At 72.1% G+C, this 17,851-nt stretch carries 21 protein-coding genes; 15 read left to right on the plus strand and 6 right to left on the minus strand.

The features are described 5' to 3' along the window. The first annotated feature begins 3 nt into the window (after positions 1-3). From BMW85_RS11630 to BMW85_RS11655, 7 genes are read left to right on the plus strand one after another with little or no spacing between them, the layout of a single operon-like run. Complete coding sequence (locus tag BMW85_RS11630; protein ID WP_091080347.1) at positions 4-516, plus strand: sigma-70 family RNA polymerase sigma factor; 513 nt, start codon at positions 4-6, stop codon at positions 514-516. Beyond that, positions 516-1,361 (plus strand): anti-sigma factor family protein, encoded by an 846-nt coding sequence (locus BMW85_RS11635; RefSeq protein WP_091080348.1) that lies wholly within the window; start codon positions 516-518, stop codon positions 1,359-1,361. Before BMW85_RS11630 ends, BMW85_RS11635 begins: the two co-directional genes overlap by 1 nt. Positions 1,362-1,407: 46 nt before the next feature. Next, on the plus strand, positions 1,408-1,752 hold the full coding sequence (locus tag BMW85_RS11640; RefSeq protein ID WP_245774726.1) for a TlpA family protein disulfide reductase: 345 nt from the start codon (positions 1,408-1,410) through the stop codon (positions 1,750-1,752). A 32-nt stretch (positions 1,753-1,784) separates the two neighbouring features. Then, on the plus strand, positions 1,785-1,868 hold the full coding sequence (locus tag BMW85_RS52510) for a putative leader peptide (protein WP_350773254.1): 84 nt from the start codon (positions 1,785-1,787) through the stop codon (positions 1,866-1,868). 59 nt (positions 1,869-1,927) lie between these two features. After that, a complete protein-coding gene (locus BMW85_RS11645; RefSeq protein ID WP_091080352.1) occupies positions 1,928-2,152 on the plus strand; it encodes a hypothetical protein in 225 nt (74 codons plus the stop codon). Next, a complete protein-coding gene (locus tag BMW85_RS11650; protein ID WP_091080355.1) occupies positions 2,149-2,988 on the plus strand; it encodes a sulfurtransferase in 840 nt (279 codons plus the stop codon). The genes BMW85_RS11645 and BMW85_RS11650 overlap by 4 nt, the downstream gene beginning before the upstream one ends. After that, on the plus strand, positions 2,988-3,287 hold the full coding sequence (locus BMW85_RS11655) for a DUF1416 domain-containing protein (protein ID WP_091080356.1): 300 nt from the start codon (positions 2,988-2,990) through the stop codon (positions 3,285-3,287). The genes BMW85_RS11650 and BMW85_RS11655 overlap by 1 nt, the downstream gene beginning before the upstream one ends. A gap of 52 nt (positions 3,288-3,339) precedes the next feature. Here the strand turns inward: BMW85_RS11655 and BMW85_RS11660 are convergent, their stop codons facing one another. Further along, on the minus strand, positions 3,340-3,849 hold the full coding sequence (locus BMW85_RS11660; RefSeq protein ID WP_245774727.1) for a helix-turn-helix domain-containing protein: 510 nt from the start codon (positions 3,847-3,849) through the stop codon (positions 3,340-3,342). Between the two features lie 168 nt (positions 3,850-4,017). Here BMW85_RS11660 and BMW85_RS11665 point away from each other — a divergent pair, with 168 nt between their 5' ends. After that, positions 4,018-5,310 carry a hypothetical protein gene (locus BMW85_RS11665; protein WP_143082227.1) on the plus strand — a complete coding sequence of 431 codons (1,293 nt, stop codon included), beginning with the start codon at positions 4,018-4,020 and terminating at the stop codon, positions 5,308-5,310. Here BMW85_RS11665 and BMW85_RS11670 read toward each other — a convergent pair. Genes BMW85_RS11670 through BMW85_RS11680 form a run of 3 tightly spaced genes read right to left on the minus strand, consistent with a single transcriptional unit; the run spans position 5,297 to position 7,585 of the window. Continuing rightward, a complete protein-coding gene (locus BMW85_RS11670; protein ID WP_091080363.1) occupies positions 5,297-6,271 on the minus strand; it encodes a hypothetical protein in 975 nt (324 codons plus the stop codon). The two genes, BMW85_RS11665 and BMW85_RS11670, sit on opposite strands and share 14 nt — an antisense overlap. A gap of 7 nt (positions 6,272-6,278) precedes the next feature. Beyond that, complete coding sequence (locus BMW85_RS11675) at positions 6,279-6,926, minus strand: hypothetical protein (RefSeq protein ID WP_091080364.1); 648 nt, start codon at positions 6,924-6,926, stop codon at positions 6,279-6,281. Beyond that, entirely contained in the window at positions 6,923-7,585 is a 663-nt protein-coding gene (locus tag BMW85_RS11680) for a hypothetical protein (protein ID WP_091080367.1), read from the minus strand. The genes BMW85_RS11675 and BMW85_RS11680 overlap by 4 nt, the downstream gene beginning before the upstream one ends. 168 nt (positions 7,586-7,753) lie before the next feature. On the opposite strand from BMW85_RS11680, the gene BMW85_RS11685 reads away from it, so the two are divergent. The 5 genes from BMW85_RS11685 (at position 7,754) to BMW85_RS11705 (ending at position 15,761) form a co-directional block, all read left to right on the plus strand. Further along, positions 7,754-9,694, plus strand: a complete 1,941-nt coding sequence (locus BMW85_RS11685; protein ID WP_177240623.1) for a hypothetical protein — start codon at positions 7,754-7,756, stop codon at positions 9,692-9,694. An 83-nt stretch (positions 9,695-9,777) separates the two neighbouring features. Beyond that, complete coding sequence (locus BMW85_RS11690; RefSeq protein ID WP_091080738.1) at positions 9,778-12,753, plus strand: ATP-binding protein; 2,976 nt, start codon at positions 9,778-9,780, stop codon at positions 12,751-12,753. Between the two features lie 71 nt (positions 12,754-12,824). Beyond that, positions 12,825-14,054 carry a Mur ligase family protein gene (locus BMW85_RS11695; RefSeq protein ID WP_091080371.1) on the plus strand — a complete coding sequence of 410 codons (1,230 nt, stop codon included), beginning with the start codon at positions 12,825-12,827 and terminating at the stop codon, positions 14,052-14,054. After that, positions 14,044-14,757 (plus strand): type 1 glutamine amidotransferase, encoded by a 714-nt coding sequence (locus tag BMW85_RS11700; protein WP_091080372.1) that lies wholly within the window; start codon positions 14,044-14,046, stop codon positions 14,755-14,757. The genes BMW85_RS11695 and BMW85_RS11700 overlap by 11 nt, the downstream gene beginning before the upstream one ends. Positions 14,758-14,798: 41 nt before the next feature. After that, a complete protein-coding gene (locus BMW85_RS11705) occupies positions 14,799-15,761 on the plus strand; it encodes a YihY/virulence factor BrkB family protein (RefSeq protein ID WP_245774729.1) in 963 nt (320 codons plus the stop codon). On the opposite strand, the gene BMW85_RS11710 is transcribed toward BMW85_RS11705, so the two are convergent. Continuing rightward, entirely contained in the window at positions 15,755-16,117 is a 363-nt protein-coding gene (locus tag BMW85_RS11710) for a DsrE family protein (RefSeq protein ID WP_091080377.1), read from the minus strand. The two genes, BMW85_RS11705 and BMW85_RS11710, sit on opposite strands and share 7 nt — an antisense overlap. A 38-nt stretch (positions 16,118-16,155) precedes the next feature. Between BMW85_RS11710 and BMW85_RS11715 the strand changes: the two genes are divergently transcribed. Together BMW85_RS11715 and BMW85_RS11720 are read left to right on the plus strand one after the other, a co-directional pair. Then, positions 16,156-16,644: a heme-binding beta-barrel domain-containing protein gene (locus BMW85_RS11715; protein WP_091080380.1), complete on the plus strand. Its 489-nt coding sequence runs from the start codon at positions 16,156-16,158 to the stop codon at positions 16,642-16,644. Beyond that, on the plus strand, positions 16,641-16,937 hold the full coding sequence (locus tag BMW85_RS11720) for a DUF2470 domain-containing protein (protein WP_177240624.1): 297 nt from the start codon (positions 16,641-16,643) through the stop codon (positions 16,935-16,937). The genes BMW85_RS11715 and BMW85_RS11720 overlap by 4 nt, the downstream gene beginning before the upstream one ends. Positions 16,938-16,950: 13 nt before the next feature. Here BMW85_RS11720 and BMW85_RS11725 read toward each other — a convergent pair whose 3' ends face one another. Beyond that, a complete protein-coding gene (locus BMW85_RS11725) occupies positions 16,951-17,634 on the minus strand; it encodes a DUF899 domain-containing protein (protein ID WP_091080382.1) in 684 nt (227 codons plus the stop codon). Between the last annotated feature and the right edge of the window lie 217 nt (positions 17,635-17,851).

Below are 17,851 nucleotides of genomic sequence, written 5' to 3' on the forward strand. Positions count from 1 at the left end.
GGCGTGAGCGCAGCCGGGACCGCCGACGAGGAACTCGTGAGGACCCTCTTCGACGAGCACGCGGGGCCGCTCTACGGCTACGTGCTGCGACTGACCGGCGACTCGGGAAGGGCGGAGGACGTGGTGCAGGAGACGCTGCTGCGGGCCTGGCGGCATCCCGACGCGCTCACCGACCGGCCGATCAGGGCGTGGCTGTTCACCGTGGCCCGTAACCTCGTGGTGGACCAGCACCGCGCCAGGAAGGCCAGGCCGCCGGAGATCAGCGACGAGGCGCTGACCGTCGTGCCGGCCGAGGACGAGCTGGAGCGCGCCGTCGAGTCGTGGGCGGTGGCCGAGGCGCTGGCCGCGCTGCGGCCCGAGCACCGCGAGGTGCTGATGGAGGTCTACTACCGGGGGCGATCGGTGAAGGAGGCGTCGGACACGCTGGGCATTCCACCGGGGACGGTCAAGTCGCGCACCTACTACGCGCTGCGCGCGCTCAAGCTCGCGCTGGAGGAGCGGGGGCTGGCGCCGTGATGACCTGCGAGGAGGTGCGGATGTCCCTGGGGGTGCGGGCGCTCGGCGCGCTCGACCCCGAGGAGGCGCTGGAGGTCGACAACCACCTGGCGACCTGCGAGGCGTGCGCGGCCGAGCTGCTGGAGCTGGAGGACGTCACCTCGTTCCTGGGCAAGGTGTCGGAACGGGACGTCGAGCTGGTCGCCAGCCCGCCGCGCCAGGTGCTGGACCGGCTGCTCGACGATCGCGCCCGGCGCACCAGGCGCGGGCGGATGCTGCTGCTGTCGGCCGCGTCCGTCGCGGCGCTCGTGGTCGGCGGCGCGGTCTGGACGGCCGTGACCGGCGACGGCCCGCACATGACCGCGGCGAGCGCGCCGGAGCGGGCGACCTCCTCCGACTCCGCCGCCTCGTCCGGCCCGGCCGACGCGGCCGCCTCCACCGCCGAGCAGCCCGCGCCGCTCGCCGACCAGAACAACGAGCTGCGTGCGACCGGCGATCCGCTCCCCAGCCCGTCCGCTCTGCCCACGAAGCAGCGGAAGCAGGCGGTGGCGGGCCCCGAGTTCACCGGCGAGAACGCCGCCGACGGCTACCACGCCACGATCCTCGCCTGGCCCGCCGAGAACGGCACCGAGCTGGCCGTACGACTGCGCGGCGTGCCGGACGGCACCCCCTGCCGGGTCCGCGTCGCGGCCGGCGGCGGGCGGCGGGACGTCACCGACGGCTGGGTCGCCGGCGACGACGGTCACGAGGAGCGCGACGCCTTCAAGACCACGACCGGGCTGCCGCTCGCCGACATCGTCCGCTTCGACGTGATCGACGACCGCACCGGGAAGGTGCTGGTCCGGGTCAAGGTGCCCGGCAGGTAGCCCGGGGGCGGGAAGCAATCGCGGGCCGCGCCGGTTGGACCTTCACGTGACGGGTTCGTTGTCCGAGGGGGATCTCGGCGCCGCCCTCGGTGAGCGGGCGACGCTGGTGCAGTTCTCCACCGCGTTCTGCCAGCCGTGCCGGGCGACCAGGCGGGTGCTCGCCGACGTGAGCGCGCTCGTGCCGGGCGTGCGGCACGTCGAGGTGGACGCGGAGTCCCGGCTCGACCTGGTGCGCAGGCTGGACGTCACCGGCACGCCCACGGTGTTCGTGCTCGACGGCGCGGGACGGATCGTCAGGCGGGCCGCCGGGCAGCCGCGCAAGGCGGAGGTCCTGGTGGCGCTCGCGGGGGCGTTGACCCCCGAATCGTCTCACCAACCGGACGAGATGTGACAGATGTCGAGACGCCGAGTAGTGTCTTGGCTATGACCCCTTCGACAGAGCTGCTCACGAAGCGGCGCGCGGTTGATTTCTGCCGCGTGGCCACCGCGCTCTGTCGCGCTGCCTGAGGACGATCTAGCGCGGATCAGCTGATCCGCCCCAATCGACCCTTCAGGAGCATCCCGCGATGCGTGCCGACCTTCCTTTGTCGCGCCTCCGCGCGCCGATCACGACCCTGACCACCGTCCTCGTCACCTCGACGGGGCGCTTCCGGTTGTCCGAGGCCGCGCGCATCCAGCCGGAGCTCCTCACGAAGATCCTCACCGCAGCCTCGGGATCCAGCCTTGGCTGCGCCACGTACCCGCATATTCGCCGTCTACTGCCCGCCGCCAACATGGAGGTTTCCCAATGAGCCGCTCCGCCGCACTGGTGGACGCCGACTGGGTCGAGGCCAACCTCGACACGCCCGGAGTCGTCATCGTCGAGGTCGACGAGGACGTCAGCGCCTACGACAGCGGCCACATCCGTGGCGCTGTGAAGATCGACTGGCGGACGGACCTGCAGGACCCGGTCCGCCGCGACTTCGTGGACAAGACCGGTTTCGAGGCCCTGCTGTCCGACCGAGGCATCTCCAACGACGACACCGTGGTGCTGTACGGCGGCAACAACAACTGGTTCGCCGCCTACGCCTACTGGTACTTCAAGCTCTACGGCCACGACAACGTCAAGCTGCTCGACGGCGGGCGCAAGAAGTGGGAGCTCGACTCGCGCGAGCTGGTCAAGGACGTCACCGAGCGGGCCAAGACCCAATATGTCGCCCAGGAGCAGGACGCCTCCATCCGCGCCTTCCGCGACGAGGTGGTCGACGCCATCGGCAAGCTCAACCTGGTCGACGTGCGCTCGCCCGACGAGTTCACCGGCAAGCTGCTGGCCCCGGCCCACGTTCCGCAGGAGGCGGCGCAGCGCGGCGGCCACGTGCCGACCGCCCGCAACATCCCGTGGTCCAAGGCGGCCAACGACGACGGCACCTTCAAGTCCGACGACGCGCTGCGCACCCTCTACCAGGACGCGGGCGTCGACTTCGGCAAGGACACCATCGCCTACTGCCGCATCGGCGAGCGGTCGGCGCACACCTGGTTCGTGCTGCACGAGATCCTCGGGCAGGCGAACGTGAAGAACTACGACGGTTCGTGGACCGAGTACGGCTCGCTCGTGGGCGTGCCGATCGAGCTGGGGGAGGCCCGCTGATGACCGCACAGGGTTGCGGAGCGCCGGAGCAGACCGTGGCGCTGCCCGCAGGCATCGATCTGTCCAACCAGGCCGTGATCCAGGGCGTGGTGACCGGCACGGGCACCGCCTACGCCCGCCTGCTCGACCGCACCGGTGAGTTCACCGGCGAGGTCGTGGTGTCCGAGGACGGCGTCTTCCGCTTCTTCGCCGCCCCCGGCGACTGGACCGTCCGCATCATCGCGGGCGGCGGCGTCACCAGGGACGTGCAGGTGGAGGCCAGGCTGGGCGAGGTCGCCCAGCTCGCGGTCGCCGTCTGAGCCTGACCGTGGAAGGGCCCGCGCCGGTCTCCGGCGCGGGCCTTTCCGTGTCTCAGGGCTTGACCGGGTAGCGCATGAGCAGCGTGGCCCTGACGAGGTCGGGGCCGTGCGCGCGGTAGCCGTGGAGCACGTCGGAGCGCCAGGAGATGTGGTCGCCGGGGCCGGCGGTCAGCGGCTCCTTGACGGGCCCGGCGCTGAGCGTGCCGGTGAAGACCGTGACGTGCTCGGTGACGCCTTCGTGGTGGGCGGGGCTGGTCTGGGTGAGGCCGGGCGGGACGCGCACCCGGTAGAGCTCGTAGATGACGCGGTCGTCCTCGAAGACCTCCAGCAGCTCGGCCTCCATGGCCGTGCCGCGCATGATCTGCGGCTCGGGCGGCGGGTCGAGTACGGCCCCGATCGGCACGCCGAGCTGGGCGGTGATGGCCCAGAGCGTCGCGAGCGCCGGGCTGTGGACGCCGTTCTCGACGCCCGAGAGCGCGTCCCTGCCGATGCCGGCCCGGTCGGCGAGCTCGGCGAGTGAGACGCCGCGCTCCTGACGCAGCCGCCGCAGTCGATCTCCCACCGCGCGAGGATCGGTGTCGAACGCGGGGAGCGGTTCCATAGGCTCATAGTGGGCCCGCCGCGCCGGGGTTCGTACGGGGGAGCACCGACTTGTCACCTCGGCCGCAGGCCGGGCACGTTTCCTAGGTTGCTGCTGCGACACCAGGGACAGGCCGCTACGATTCCACAGATGTCCGGTTCGACAGGCGTGATGACACCACCCGCGTCCGGGCCGGCACCGGCTCAGCGGATGCCCTCGCCGTACTCGCTGCCCCTGCACGCGCTGCGGCTCGCGGGGAAATGCGCGCTGCCCCTGATCCTCTGGTTCGCCGCCGGCGAGGCGGCCCGCTACGCGCTCCTCTACGGGGCCACCGAGGTCGCCTACGGCGAATGGCGCCAGGTCCGCCTGGTGCTGGTCATGACGCTGCTCACGTTCATCGTGCTGAGCGCGATGATCGTCACGACCGGGATGCTGCACGCGCTGCGCGGCGCGCTCTGGGAGATGCGCGCGAGGGCCGGGGAGGGTGTGGCGGCCGAGCCGTTCTTCCGCGCCCTCGACCGGGTCGCGCCGGCCTTCGCCGTCCTCTACCTCGCCTGGGGCTTCCAGCGCGAGGACGCCAGGGACGTCTACCAGATGGACATGTTCCATCACCTCGACGAGCAGATGACGGCCTCGTTCTTCGGCGAGAGCAGCGACGTCGGCCGCGGCCTGATCGACCTCGACTGGCGGGTCTCGCTCGGCGCGATGGTCGTCACCTTCGCGCTGAAGTCGCTCTTCGCCAAGGCCGTGGAGAGGGGCAGGAGCGGCTTCTACGGGTTCCTGGGCGCCTTGTCCGAGTTCGCGTTCGTCTTCTACGGGCTGAACGCCACCGTGGCCTTCGCCGACGCCCGCTCCGAGTGGGTGGAGCACCGCAGCGTCGTCGCGGGCACCGAGGAGGTCGTGACCGCGGCGAAGGAGAACGTCCCGGTGTGGGACGCGATCACCGGCGAGTACTGGCCGCTGTTCATCGACGCCGTCGCCGTGCCGCTGGCCTGGCTCACCGTGGCGATGCTGGTCTTCGGCGCCTACTCCGACGAGACCCGCGTCCTGGTCAAGGGGACCCGGCTGGAGAAGGGCGTGGAGCGGCTGGAGAGCAGCCACGACCTCACCCAGAAGTCGTTCGACCGGCTCACCGGCGGCTTCAGGGACCGCTGGCTGCCGCTCGCGAACTCGCTGCGCCTGGTGTTCAGGAGCGGCTTCCCGCTGTTCGGCATGATGTGCCTGTGCTACGTGGCCCTCTCGGTGGGCGGCGACTACGCGGTGCGCGCCGTGGTGGGGCTCCTCGGCTCCCGCGAGGAATGGGTGTGGGCCTACCAGGACGTGCCGCTGGTCTTCCTGCGCGAGATGGTCGTGACCGTGCTGACCATGGCGCTGCTGGCGGCGACGTACGATCTGGCCGCCACCAGGGCGCGGCTGCGCGGCGAGCCGCTCAACGACGTCTGAACCGCAGCACGTACACGTCCAGGCCCAGCGCCTCCATCTTCTCCCGGTCGAACAGGTCCTCCGTCGGGGTGTCCGAGCGGTAGTCGCTCGGCTCGAACGACAGCTCGACCTCCTGCGCCACGGCCGTGGGGACGATCGCCATGCCCTGGATCCGGTAGTCCTTGCCCACCTCCATCCGCTCCAGCGGGCGGTCGCCGACGACCTCGAACGGGACCGTCCACTCGCGGCCGGCCCGGTCGCGGAGCTTCATGTCGCCGGGGTCGCCGATCATGGTGGCGGAGGCCGGGTCCACGACCCTCCTCGCGATGTCGATCTTCAGCCAGGTCACCTCGGGGCCGTGCTTGTTGCCCTCCGGAGGCTTCATCGGGGCGACGGCGACCCGCCACTCGGTGTTGTACACCTTGCCCGGCTGCCCGGCGGGGACGACGGTCTCGATGTGGTTCAGGCCGCGGGTGATCTGCTGCTGGTAGAAGTCGTGGTGGTCGTAGAGGCTGACCGCGACCGTGAGCAGCGAGACCGCGACGGCGGCGACGGCGACGAGGAGGCGGCGGGGCTTTTTCGCCCCCGCGGGGGCCTGCCCTGTGGCCTGCCCGGCGCTCGCGGGCCGGGGCGGGAGTCCCTGGGGCGGCCACGGCCGGGCGGCCGGGGCTCCGGGGACGGCCGGGATGGGCTGCGTCGAGCTCCCCGGCTGCTGCCGGTTGCCGGCGGGCGGCCACACCTGCTGGTCCGGGTACGGGCCCCGCATCTGCGGCCTGGGCTGCCGGGTGTCGTACGGCTGCGGCCTGGCGTGGCGGCGGGGAGGTGCGCCGGGCCCCGGCCGGGCGTGCTGCCCGGTGTAGCCCTCGGGGGCCGGCGTCCAGCCCTGCGGCGGCGGCTGCTGTGGCTGCTGCGGCGGCTGCTGCGGCGGCTGCTGCGGTTGCCGCTGCTCCGGCGAGAACCAGTCACGCTCGTTCGTGCTCATGTGCCGATCACTTCTTGACGGTCGGGTAGACGTCCTGGGCCGAGGCCACGAGCTTGCGCGCGCTCTCGTCGTCCAGACCGAGATCGATCTCCACCTCCGGCCGGTACGGCTCCAGCACCACGCCCTGCTGCGGCAGGCTGAACCGTACGCTCGCGCCCGGCAGCGCCGACGCGGGCACCTCGAAGTAGAACCGCCCGCTCACCCAGATGTCCGGCTGCACGAACGTGTTGGACAGCGTGACGGACCTGTCCACCCGGTCGGTGGCCTCGAACCGCTTGCCGCCGGCGGTGACCAGGACGGGCGTCGCCAGATGGTACGGCTTGAGGCTCGACTTGGCGGAGGCCGCGACGACGAGGAAGACGTTGTCCGTGGCGATGGTCTTCGACGAGCCCTGGAGGGCCTTCGCGGCGGCGATCGAGTCGAGCCGGAGGGTGAACCTGCGGGCGTCCACGTCCTCGCCCTTGGAGCCGGTGTAGACGATCGGGTCGGCGACCTCGGCCGGCCTCAGCTTGAGTGTCTGCAGTCCCATCGCGCCCGCGATCAGGAGCACTCCGGCCGCCACGGCGAGCAGCCGCGCGCCGAGACCGGGCCGGCGGCCGGCCGGCGGCCCGCCGGGCTGAGGGAGGGCGGCGGCGCGGGGCTCGGTGGCGGTCATGCGCCGGCCTCCTGCCTGACGGGCAGCGTCACCCGCGCCTTGATCTCGGGGACGAACTTGTCGCCCACCTCCTCGGACACCATCTGCCACCGGGGCTCGGCGCTGAGGAAGTCGGTCCCCTCCTCGAAGGAGCCGACGTCGATGGTGATCTTGTCCGGTGGCCGCTCGCCCTCCTTGAGCCGGTAGCGGACGACGACCTGCGTCGGGACGTCCGGCTGGAGCTGCTGCGACTCGTCGCCCTTGATCAGCGCGAAGGTGAACGGCCCCGACTCCTTGGGGAAGGCGGGGCTGATCTTCAGGAGCGAGCCCGCGAAGCTGGTCAGCGCGAACGCCCGCTCCGGCTGCTCGGGCGGCATCCCGACCCGGGCGGTCTCGTCGGTCTTGTTGGTGACGTCGAAGACGAGCTCGACGAAGCGCTTGTCGGCGTCGAAGGAGAGCTCGCCCTTCTCCACCTTCACCCGTGACTCGACGAACTTGGTGGAGTACATGCCCTGGTCCAGCACCGCGCCCTGGCCGAGCGGCTCAGGCGCGTCGGGAGCCTCGTCGAGCCCGCCCAGCAGAGCGGTGACGCCGAGGGCGGTGAGCGCCACCAGGGCGATGGCGGGTACCACCACCGGGCGTCTCGGCCTCTGCTCGCTGCCGCCGGAGGGTTCCGTCATGGCTATGGATGGTAATAGGTATCGCTTGTACCATCTGCCGCATTGCTCCCAACGCTTCGGCCGAATTGCCGAGAAACTCTGCCGTTCCGGGGGTTGAAGCTCTTACGCTGTCACGAGGCGGGAAAGGGCGACCCGACATTGGGAGAACGATCGCGGCCGGAGGGTCACGTGGCAGACGTGCATCCCGAGCATGCCCAGCTTCAGGCTGACCGCATCTACCTGGGCTGGCAATACCTCCTGCTGCACCCCGATCCCGGCCCGCCGCCCAAACGGCCCTCGCCGGGCGAGGAGCCCGCGGCCGGGCCCGATCCCGTCCTGGCCGAGTCGGACCGCCGCGAGCGGATGCAGGACGACATGCTCAACCAGCCGGTCCGGCTGTTCCGCGGGTTCGCGCTCGTGCTGAGCGTGCTGCTCCTGATCGTCGCCGTCGCGGGCTACCTCGACTGGTCGTTCGCGATCGTCGGGCTGGTGGCGGCCGGCGGCGTGGCGGCCATCTGCACCTACGCCCTCATGCAGGGCGACAAGGCGGTCCGCTACCGAGCGCTGGAGCAGCAGGCGAGGGACCAGCGCCGGCGTCAGGAACGTGACAAGGAGCTGTTCAAGGCCCAGGAGGAGCACGCCAGGCGCTACCGCGAGTGGCAGGAGTCCAAGGACCGCCACGACCGCCAGCTCAGCTGGTACGCCGTCGCCGTCCCCGACGAGATCGACCGCATCGACGTGGCGGGCGGCACCCTGCCCGGCTGGTCCGCGCTGATCACGCTGCTCGGCGCGACCCGCCTCTACAGCGGCGGCCACCTCACCGTGCTCGACCTCTCCGAGGGCGCCATCGCCAAGGACCTCATCGAGCTGGCCCGCAAGGGCGGCGACGACCCGCTCGTGTGGGTGCTGCCGGTGGACCTGCCCAAGCTCGACCTCGGCGCCACGCTCAAGCCTGAGGCGTTCGCGGACGTCCTCGCGCACGTGGTCAGCGTCAGCGAGGAGCACCGCACCACCCGCGACCTCAGCTTCGACAACGCCATCCTGGAACGGGTGCTGGAGGTCCTGGGCGAGAACGCCACCATCAGCCAGGTCACGGCCGCCCTGCGGGCGCTCGCGCAGGTCGGTGACCCGCGCGACGACCTGCGCTTCGGGCTGCTCACCGCCACCCAGCTCGAACGCATCGGCACCCTCTTCGGGCGCGGCGTCAGCGACCGCGTGGTGATCGAGCGGGCCTGGGCACTCGAGTCGCAGCTCCGCAAGCTGGAGACGCTCGGCACCGAGGCCGTACGCCTGCCGCCGGCCCGGCTGCGGGTGGTGAGCATGGACCGGCAGGCCGGGGTGTTCGGCAACCGGGTGCTCGGCACGTACGTCGCCACCGCGCTCACCCACATCCTGCGCCAGTCGCCCGCCTCCGACCGGCCCTGGTACCACACGATCATCGTGGCCGGCGCGGACAAGCTCAGGGGCGACGTGCTCGATCGGCTCATGGACGCCTGCGAGACCTCGCGCACCGGGCTCGTCCTGACCTACCGCTCGCTCACCCCCACCGTGCGCGAACGACTCGGCAGAGGGCATGCGGCGGTGGCGTTCATGCGGCTCGGCAACGCCGAGGACGCCCGCGTCGCGAGCGAGCACGTCGGCACCGAGCACCGCCTGGAGCTGGCCCAGCTCACCGAGACGATCAGCGCGTCGCTGCCGGGGCTCAACGGCGGCTACACCTCCACGGTCTCCCAGGTGGACGACGAGCGGGAGCTGCGCGAGGAGAGCGAGGCCGACCTCGCCGAGGACATCACCGAGTCCACCGAGTGGGGCCGCACCGCCGACAAGATCTCCGAGAAGGAGCGCGTGCTCCAGCGCTCGCGCGAGTTCCTGGTCGAGCCGCACGAGCTCCAGCAGCTCCCCACGACCTCCGTCATCGTCACCGACGCCACGGCCACCGGCCGGCGGGTCCGCCTCGCCGACGCCAACCCCGCCATCCTCACCTTCCCCAAGACCACACTCGGCCAGCTGGAGGACGTGCGCGAGTCCGCGCCGGCGCTCGACCCCCAGGGCGCCGACGGGGAGGAGAAGCCGCCGCCCAACCTCGGACCGCCCCCGCCACGGCTCGACTGGCGAAAGGGCCGGGCATGACCGGGTAATGACATGGTCAATGTCAAGGTGACGAGCTGGCGGTTGCTGGAATTTGGCCGAGAACCGTCTCTGGGGGATTGATGATGCAGCCGAGCGTCTCGCTGAGCGGGCCCTGGTACCGAATCCAGTCGATCGCCGCGCCCTCGCGAAGCTCGTCGGCGGAATGGGACTTCGTCACCGTGCTGCCCGCCGTGTTGTCGGCGGCGCAGCGCGACCGGCCGTTCGTCATCGGCTGGCTGTCACGGGGATCCGGCGCGCCGCTCGAACTCATCACCAACGCGGGCCCGCTGTCGCCGCCGCGCCAGCCGCGCCGCGCCACCGACGTGCCCGACCGGCCGAGGGGGCCGCAGCCGCTGCTGTTCCCCGGCGGGGCGCGCGGCGTGCAGCTCTCCGACGAATACCTGGCCGACCTGGCCGACCTGGTGTGGGCGCCCTGCCCGGGACGGCAGGCGCCGCCGCTGGGCGGCCGTGAACGCCACGCCGACCACGACGAGCTGACCCGGCCCACGCTGTTCGAGGCGACGCTGGTCACGCTCATGTCGCGGCCGTTCGCCTGGCTCGTCGTGGCCGAGCCGACCGACCTGCTGGACGCCGAGGTGGCCCACCTGCGCACCCAGCTCAACGTGCTGCGCCAGTACGGCGACGCCTCCGAGCGCTCCAGGTTCGACGCCGAACGGGCCGAGCGGCGCATGCAGGAGCTGGACGCCTTCCGCGAGGCCGGGCTCTGGAACGTGCGGGTGCTGGCCGGCGCCGCCACCGCCGACGAGCTGCGGCAGCTCGCGCCCGTGCTGGTCGGGTCGGTCGAGATGAGCCACCACCCCTACCGGCTGCGGAGCTCCCACGGGGCCGCGTACTCACTGGCGGAGTCGCTGGCCGTCACCGTGCAGGACCCGGCCGACGGGGCCGCCGCGCCGTTCGCCGCGACCGCGGGAGCGCTCGCCGCGCTGGCCGGGCTGCCCCGGCGCGAGGTGCCCGGCGTCCGCGTGCTCGACTCGGGCTTCTTCGACGTGACGTCCGAGGCCGACGGGGGCGAGCTGGAGCTCGGCGAGATCCTCGACGGGCAGGACCGCGCCGTCGGCTCGTTCCGGGTGCCGCTCGCCACGCTCAACCGGCACGCCTTCGTCACCGGGGCGACCGGCTCGGGCAAGTCGCAGACCGTACGGCACCTGCTGGAGCAGCTCAGCCGGGCGCGCATCCCGTGGCTGGCGATCGAGCCGGCCAAGTCCGAGTACGCCGCCATGGCCGGCCGCGTCGACGAGCCGGTCACCGTGATCAACCCGTCCGCGCCCGAGGGCGTGCCGTTCAGCGTCAACCCGCTCGAACCTGAGCCTGGTTATCCCGTACAGGCCCACATCGACATGATCAGGGCGCTGTTCATGGCCGCCTTCGACGCCGAGGAGCCGTTCCCGCAGATCATGTCGCTGGCGCTGCAGCGCGTCTACGAGGCCACCGGCTGGGACGTCGTCACCGGCGGCGCGGTCCCCGGCTCCAGCGTCCCGCCCAGCGTCCCCACCCTCGAACAGCTCCAGCAGCACGCCATGGACGTCATCAAGGAGATCGGCTACGGCCGCGAGGTCCAGGCCGACGTCGAGGGCTTCATCTCGCTGCGGCTGCGCTCGCTGCGCGTCGGCTCGGCCGGGCGCTTCTTCGAGGGCGGCCACCCCGCCGACATCGGCGGCCTGCTGGAACGCAACGTCGTGCTCGCCATCGAGGACGTCGCCAACGACGAGGACAAGGCGTTCCTGATGGGCACGCTGATCATCCGGATCGTCGAGCACCTGCGGATGCGGGCGCGCAAGGAGAAGTCCCACGACCTGCGGCACGTCATCGTCATCGAGGAGGCGCACCGGCTGCTGCGCGACCGCGGGCAGGGGCGGGCCTCGACGCACGCGGTCGAGCTGCTGGCGGGGATGCTGGCCGAGATCAGGGCGTACGGCGAGGGCATCGTCGTCGCCGAGCAGATCCCGTCCAAGCTCGTCTCCGACGTGGTCAAGAACACCGCGCTCAAGGTCGTGCACCGGCTGCCCGCCGAGGACGACAGGAAGCTCGTCGGCGCGGCCATGAACCTCAGCGAGGAGCAGTCCAGGCACGTCGTGTCGCTGCAGCCCGGCTCGGCCGCGGTCTTCGCCGACGGCATGGACCGGCCGCTGCGGGTCCGCGTGCCGCTCGGCGAGTCCAGGGAGAAGCTGCTGCCGGGGCCGCCGCCGCCCATCAGGGGCCGCCGGTCGGCCGCCTGCGGCGCCCAGTGCCGCGGCGGACAGGCGTGCACGCTGGTCGAGCTGCGCGAGGCGGACGTGCTCGCCGACGCGCCGGAATGGGCGTGGCTGCGCATCTGGTGCGACACGGTCGTGCTCGCCTTCGTCAGCAACCGGCCGCTGCCGGGCGTGCCGCGCGTCCTCGCCGCGGCGTGGGGCGAGCTGCCCGCGCGGCGGCGCGAATGCCTGCTCGCCACCCTCGTCGAACGGTCGGTGCAGCGGCGGGCCTGGTCGCTGCGGAGCTGGTTCGACCCCACACTGCTGACCGAGAAGGCGGCCGAGAAAGCCACGCGGCTGCTCGCGGGGCTGGAGGGCGGCGGCGAGCGTCCTGGGGCGTCGTGGGTGATCCCGCAGGTGCGGTGGCTGCACGAGGTGGACCGGCTCTTCCCGCACGGGCAGCCGGCCCCCAACCTGCGCAGCCCCGCCCCGCCGATGGAGTACGCCCTGTTCCGGCCGCCCCACGCCGGCCCCGCCGTCAACGGGTCACCCGAGCGGGTGCACACGGAGCTGCTCGGCCACCGCGCCAAGGCGCTGCGCCACCACCCGCTGTCCATGGAGGTGGACCGCAACCGGGCGCTGGCCTGGCGGGTCATCCTGGGCGACGACGAGAACGAGGCCGTGCAGCGCGACATCACGACCGTCGCCATCGGCATCGAGGCGTCGGCCAGGATCCGGCACGTGGGGCAGACGATGGGGGCGGGATGGCTCGAAGGCGTGCTGTCCTGGCCGCGCCGCTTCGTCCTGCCCTTCGACCACGGCGGCACTCCTGAGCTCGCCTTCCCCACCCCGGTCCCGGCCCTCTGACGGGGGCGGACGGAGGACGTTTTCGTGTGCGTAACGAGAGTACGGCCCAATCCCGACTAGGATCCTTGCACATGACCCAGCTTCCTCTGCGGGCTCAGCTCGCCAGCGCCCTGGGCCGCAGTGCCGCCACGCTGTCCAGGATGACCGGGCGCGGTGACGGCTCTGTGATCGGGGGCCGGGTCGGCCTGATGCTGGAGCCCGATCTCCTGCGCAAGCTGGCCCGCGACCGAAAGCTGGCCCTGGTCAGCGCCACGAACGGCAAGACCACCACCACCCGCCTGATCGTCTCGGCCCTGCTCGACATCGGCGAGGTCGCGACCAACGCCTTCGGCGCCAACATGCCGGCCGGTCACGTCTCGGCGCTGTCGCAGCACAAGCACGCCCCCTACGGCGTGCTGGAGGTGGACGAGAAATACCTGCCCGAGGTGCTCGACACCACCGGCGCGAGCGTGGTCTGCCTGATGAACCTCAGCCGCGACCAGATGGACCGCGCGGCCGAGATCTGGCTCTTGGCGCAGAAGTGGCGGCGCGCGCTCGCGGGCAAGCCCACGCACGTCATCGCCAACTGCGACGACCCGCTGGTCACCTGGGGCGCCTCGACGGCCGCCTCGGTCACCTGGGTAGCCGGCGGCCAGCGCTGGAAGGAGGACTCCTGGTGCTGCCCCGAGTGCGGCGGCCCGCTCGACCGCAAGGACTCCTTCTGGGCCTGCCGTGAGTGCACCTTCCACCGTCCCGAGCCCCACTGGGTGCTCGACGACGAGACGGCGATCGACCCGCGCGGGCAGCGGTGGATGCTCGACATCCAGCTTCCCGGCTCGGCCAACCGCTCCAACGCGGTGATGGCGCTCGCGGTGGCGGAGACGTTCGGGGTGCCGGTGGACCGGGCGCTGCCGCGGCTGCGCGAGGTCACCTCCGTGGCCGGCCGCTACACGATGGTCGAGCGCGACGGCCGGCACGCGCGGCTGCTGCTGGCGAAGAACCCGGCGGGCTGGCTGGAGGCGTTCGACGTCGCCGACGCGCAGCTGCCGATCATCCTGTCGGTCAACGCCCAGGGCCCTGACGGGCGCGACACGTCGTGGCTGTGGGACGTCGACTACCGCATCCTGCGCGGCCGTCCGGTGTTCGTGACCGGCGAACGCCGGCTCGACCTCGCGCTCCGGCTCGACGTGGCGGACGTGCCGTTCACGCTGTGCGGCTCGTTCAACGAGGCGCTGGCCATGCAGCCGCCCGGCCGGGTCGACGTCATCGCCAACTACACCGCCTTCCAGCAGATCCGATCGGAGTTCGGTCGTGCCGTCTGACAGCGTCCTGCGCATCGTCTGGATCTATCCCGACCTGCTGAGCACCTACGGCGACCAGGGCAACGTCCTGGTGCTGGAGCAGCGCGCCCGGCGGCGCGGGATCGACACCGAGACGATCCACGTGCGCTCGTCCGACCCGGTGCCGGAGAGCGGCGACGTCTACCTCATCGGCGGCGGCGAGGACCGCCCGCAGATCCTGGCCGCCCAGCGCCTGCGCAAGGACGGTGGCCTGCACCGGGCCATCGCCGGCGGGGCGTCGATGCTGGCGGTGTGCGCCGGCTACCAGATCATGGGCAGCACGTTCGGCGGCGAGGAGGGGCAGCCGGTCGACGGCATCGGCCTGCTCGACATCGCGAGCACGCGCGGCCCGGCCCGCGCCGTGGGCGAGCTGGTGGCCGAGGTGGACGCGGCGCTCGGCCTGCCCACGCTGACCGGGTTCGAGAACCACATGGGCGTCACGCGGCTCGGCCCCGGCGTCCGGCCGCTGTCGCGCACGGTCAAGGGCACCGGCAACGGCGACGGCTACGAAGGCTGCTACGCGGGCCACGTGGTCGGCACCTACCTGCACGGCCCCGCGCTGGCCCGCAACCCGGCGCTCGCCGACCTGCTGCTGGCCTGGCGGGTGGGGCAGCTCGCCCCGCTCGACGACTCCCGCTACGAGGCGCTGCGCCAGGAACGCCTGGCCACGGTCCTGGCCGACTGATTCCCTGATGAATTCCGGCGAACCGGGGTAGACGGTTCGCCGTGGGTTCAACGGTTACGGTCCCCCAGACCCGGACGATGAGCGGCGAGGAGCTGTCCGCCGACGACGCCTGGGCGACCATGCGCAACTACGGCGGCTGGCAGCTCGTCCGCGACTCGCTGGTGAGGTTCCGCTACGGCGACGGCATGAGCCATGCCCGCGCGCTGGCCTTCCAGCTCTGCCTGGCCATCATCCCCGGCACGATCGCGCTCGTCGGGCTGAGCGAGGTGACCGACCACGGCCGGCTCGGCCGGGTGCTGGGCCTCACGCTGCGCGGCCTCGCGCCCGGCGGCGGGGCCGAGGCGGTCAAGGAGGCGCTGGCGGGCGGCAACCAGACCTCCGGCACGCTCGCCCTCCTGCTGGGCCTCGGCACCACGCTCGTGGCGCTGGCGACGGCGATGGCGCAGTTCGAGCGCGGAGCCAACCGCATCTACGGCGTCGAACGCGACCGGCCCTTCCCCCGCAAGTACGCGCGGGCGGCCGCGCTGGCGTTGACCTCCGGCGTCCTCATGATCACCGGGTTCACGATCCTGGTGGGCGGCGGCGCGCTCGGCCACGCGCTCTCCGAGGTCTACGACTGGGGGGACGGGACGCGGCAGGCGTTCTCGCTCGTCCGCTGGCCGCTCGGCTTCCTGCTGGCGATGGTGAGCACGGTCACGCTGTTCCGGGCCTCGCCCCGGCGGCGGCAGCCGGGCCACACCTGGCTGGCCGTGGGCGCGCTGGTGGCGCTCGCCCTGTGGACGGCCTTCACGCTGGCGCTCGCGCTCTACACGGACAACAACAGCTCGTTCGGCGAGACGTACGGGCCGTTGACGGCCGTCATGGCGCTGCTGCTGTGGTCCTTCCTCAGCTCGATCGCGCTCTTCCTGGGCATCGCGTTCGCGGCGCAGCTGGAGGCGTGCCGGGCCGGCTGCGCCGCGCCCGCCCACCCCGACCCGCTGCCGGAGGGAACGAGCGCTCAGTAGACGAGCGCCTGCACGCCCTCCGCGGTCGCCTCCTCGACGAACGTCGGCGCCCCGGCGATGCGCACGCCGTCGATGACGTCGTCCACGGTGATCCCGCGGCGGGCCGCGCACTGCGTGCACAACGTCACCCGGCCCGCGGCCAGCACGGCTCCGAGCAGGTCGGCGAGCGGCGCGGCGTGCGGGAGGTCGAACTCGGCGGCCCGCCCCGGCAGCGCGAACCACGACGACTCGCCGGTCAGCCACAGGGAGACGGGGACACCGCTCGCCAGCGCGGCGGCCGCGACGTTGAACGCCTGGTTGCAGCGCTCGGGGGCGTCGGCCCCGGCGGTTACCTTGATCACCAGAGATCGTGCCATGCCCGCCACCCTAGCCCCGGCCACTAGGCTTGGGGACCATGGAAGAACCTGAGGTGCACCCCGCCCTGGAGCCGATCGCGTTCCTGCTCGGCCGGTGGGAGGGCGCGGGCGTCGGCGGCTACCCGACGATTGAGAGCTTCAACTTCGGGCAGGAGATCGAGTTCGGTCACAACGGCAAGCCGTTCCTGACCTACGTCAGCCGCACCTGGCTGCTCGACGCGGACGGCAACCGGGTCCGGCCGCTGGCCACCGAGTCCGGCTACTGGCGGGCCCTGCCCGACCGGCAGCTCGAGGTGGTGCTCTCGCACCCGACCGGCATCGTCGAGATCTACATCGGCGAGGTCGTCTTCCACAAGATCGAGCTGCGCACCGACGTGGTGGCCCGCACCGCCAGCGCGAAGGAATACACCGCGGGCTACCGCCTCTACGGGCTGGTCAACGGCAACCTCATGTGGGCCTACGAGATGGCCGCCATGGGGCAGCCGCTGTCGGACCACATGTCGGCCGAGCTGAAGAAGGTCGCGTGAGCACGCCGTTCACCCCCGACGCGGTCGAGGCGATCAAGCGCCACATGAACGACGACCACGCCGGGGACTCCCTGCTCATCGTCCGGGCCCTCGCCGGCCGGCCGTCCGCCACCACGGCGGTGACCAGCGACGTGGACGCCGAGGCGATCGAGTTCACGATCGACGGCGGCGAGCGCGTACGCGTGCCGTGGGGCGAGACGCTCACCGAGCGCGCACAGGTGCGCAAGGCCGTCGTGTCCCTCTACCGCCGCGCCTGCGCCGACCTGGGGGTCACGCCGCGCGGCGAGCACTGACCCGCCGCCGAGGCTAGCCGGGGCCGTAGCGGGCGGCGACGTCCTCAGAGGAGGCCCAGCGGCTGTAGGCCGGCGACTGGGGCCAGCCTTCCGGTGAGTCCTGCCACTCCTCCTGCCGCCCGTACGGCAGCAGGTCGATCAGCGCGAAGGTGTGGGTGAGCTGCTCGGTGCCGCGCCCGTCGGTGTGCCAGGTGCGGTAGACGTCGTCGCCGTCGCGCAGGAACACGTTGACGGCGAAGCCGCCGCCGGGCGGGGCGCCCACGTCGGCGCCGAACGGGCTGTTGGCGGTGGAATACCAGGTCATGGTGTTGCCGACGCGCCGCTTGTAGGCGAGCGCCTCGTCGATCGGGCCCTGGGTGACGACGACGAACCTGGCGTCGTAGTCGTCGAGGAAGTCCAGGCGGGTGAACTGCGCGGTGAACCCGGTGCAGCCCGGGCACTGCCACTCCTTGCCCGGGAACCACATGTGGTGGTAGACGATCAGCTGCCGCGCGCCGTCGAAGACGTCCGCCAGCCGGACAGGGCCGTTCTCGCCGTCCAGGACGTAGTCGGGCAGCCGCACCATGGGCAGGCGGCGGCGCTGGGCGGCGATGGCGTCGAGCTCACGGGTGGCGGCCTTCTCGCGGGCGCGCAGCGCGTCCAGCTCGCGCCGCCAGGTCGCGGCGTCGACGACGGGTGGCAGGGGGTTGGCGCTCATGGTCCCTCTCTCCGTGGATGTGCGGGTGCACATCTGTGGACCGGGACCGGGCGCGGAACTCATCGGTGGCCGGGAAATGAAGAAGGGCCCCGGACAACACTCCGCCCGCTCGTGCGGGTGGGCCGGATGGACCACGGACGGGATGCGTTCGCTCCCGCCCTCCGGCTGTCAGGGGCCCCGGTAGTTGCCTCGAATTCGCGTCACGTCACGAGACCGA

Source organism: Nonomuraea wenchangensis, assembly GCF_900111685.1.
In the GTDB taxonomy this organism is placed as follows: Bacteria; Actinomycetota; Actinomycetes; order Streptosporangiales; family Streptosporangiaceae; genus Nonomuraea; species Nonomuraea wenchangensis.

Coding starts and splice junctions, on each gene's coding strand:
- BMW85_RS11715 (WP_091080380.1), top strand. CDS start 16,156: ATGGAAGAACCTGAGGTGCACCCCGCCCTGGAGCCGATCGCGTTCCTG.
- BMW85_RS11710 (WP_091080377.1), bottom strand. CDS start 16,117: ATGGCACGATCTCTGGTGATCAAGGTAACCGCCGGGGCCGACGCCCCC.
- BMW85_RS11665 (WP_143082227.1), top strand. CDS start 4,018: ATGTCCGGTTCGACAGGCGTGATGACACCACCCGCGTCCGGGCCGGCA.
- BMW85_RS11650 (WP_091080355.1), top strand. CDS start 2,149: ATGAGCCGCTCCGCCGCACTGGTGGACGCCGACTGGGTCGAGGCCAAC.
- BMW85_RS11635 (WP_091080348.1), top strand. CDS start 516: ATGACCTGCGAGGAGGTGCGGATGTCCCTGGGGGTGCGGGCGCTCGGC.
- BMW85_RS11680 (WP_091080367.1), bottom strand. CDS start 7,585: ATGACGGAACCCTCCGGCGGCAGCGAGCAGAGGCCGAGACGCCCGGTG.
- BMW85_RS11655 (WP_091080356.1), top strand. CDS start 2,988: ATGACCGCACAGGGTTGCGGAGCGCCGGAGCAGACCGTGGCGCTGCCC.
- BMW85_RS11690 (WP_091080738.1), top strand. CDS start 9,778: ATGCAGCCGAGCGTCTCGCTGAGCGGGCCCTGGTACCGAATCCAGTCG.
- BMW85_RS11725 (WP_091080382.1), bottom strand. CDS start 17,634: ATGAGCGCCAACCCCCTGCCACCCGTCGTCGACGCCGCGACCTGGCGG.
- BMW85_RS11675 (WP_091080364.1), bottom strand. CDS start 6,926: ATGACCGCCACCGAGCCCCGCGCCGCCGCCCTCCCTCAGCCCGGCGGG.
- BMW85_RS52510 (WP_350773254.1), top strand. CDS start 1,785: ATGACCCCTTCGACAGAGCTGCTCACGAAGCGGCGCGCGGTTGATTTC.
- BMW85_RS11695 (WP_091080371.1), top strand. CDS start 12,825: ATGACCCAGCTTCCTCTGCGGGCTCAGCTCGCCAGCGCCCTGGGCCGC.
- BMW85_RS11645 (WP_091080352.1), top strand. CDS start 1,928: ATGCGTGCCGACCTTCCTTTGTCGCGCCTCCGCGCGCCGATCACGACC.
- BMW85_RS11670 (WP_091080363.1), bottom strand. CDS start 6,271: ATGAGCACGAACGAGCGTGACTGGTTCTCGCCGGAGCAGCGGCAACCG.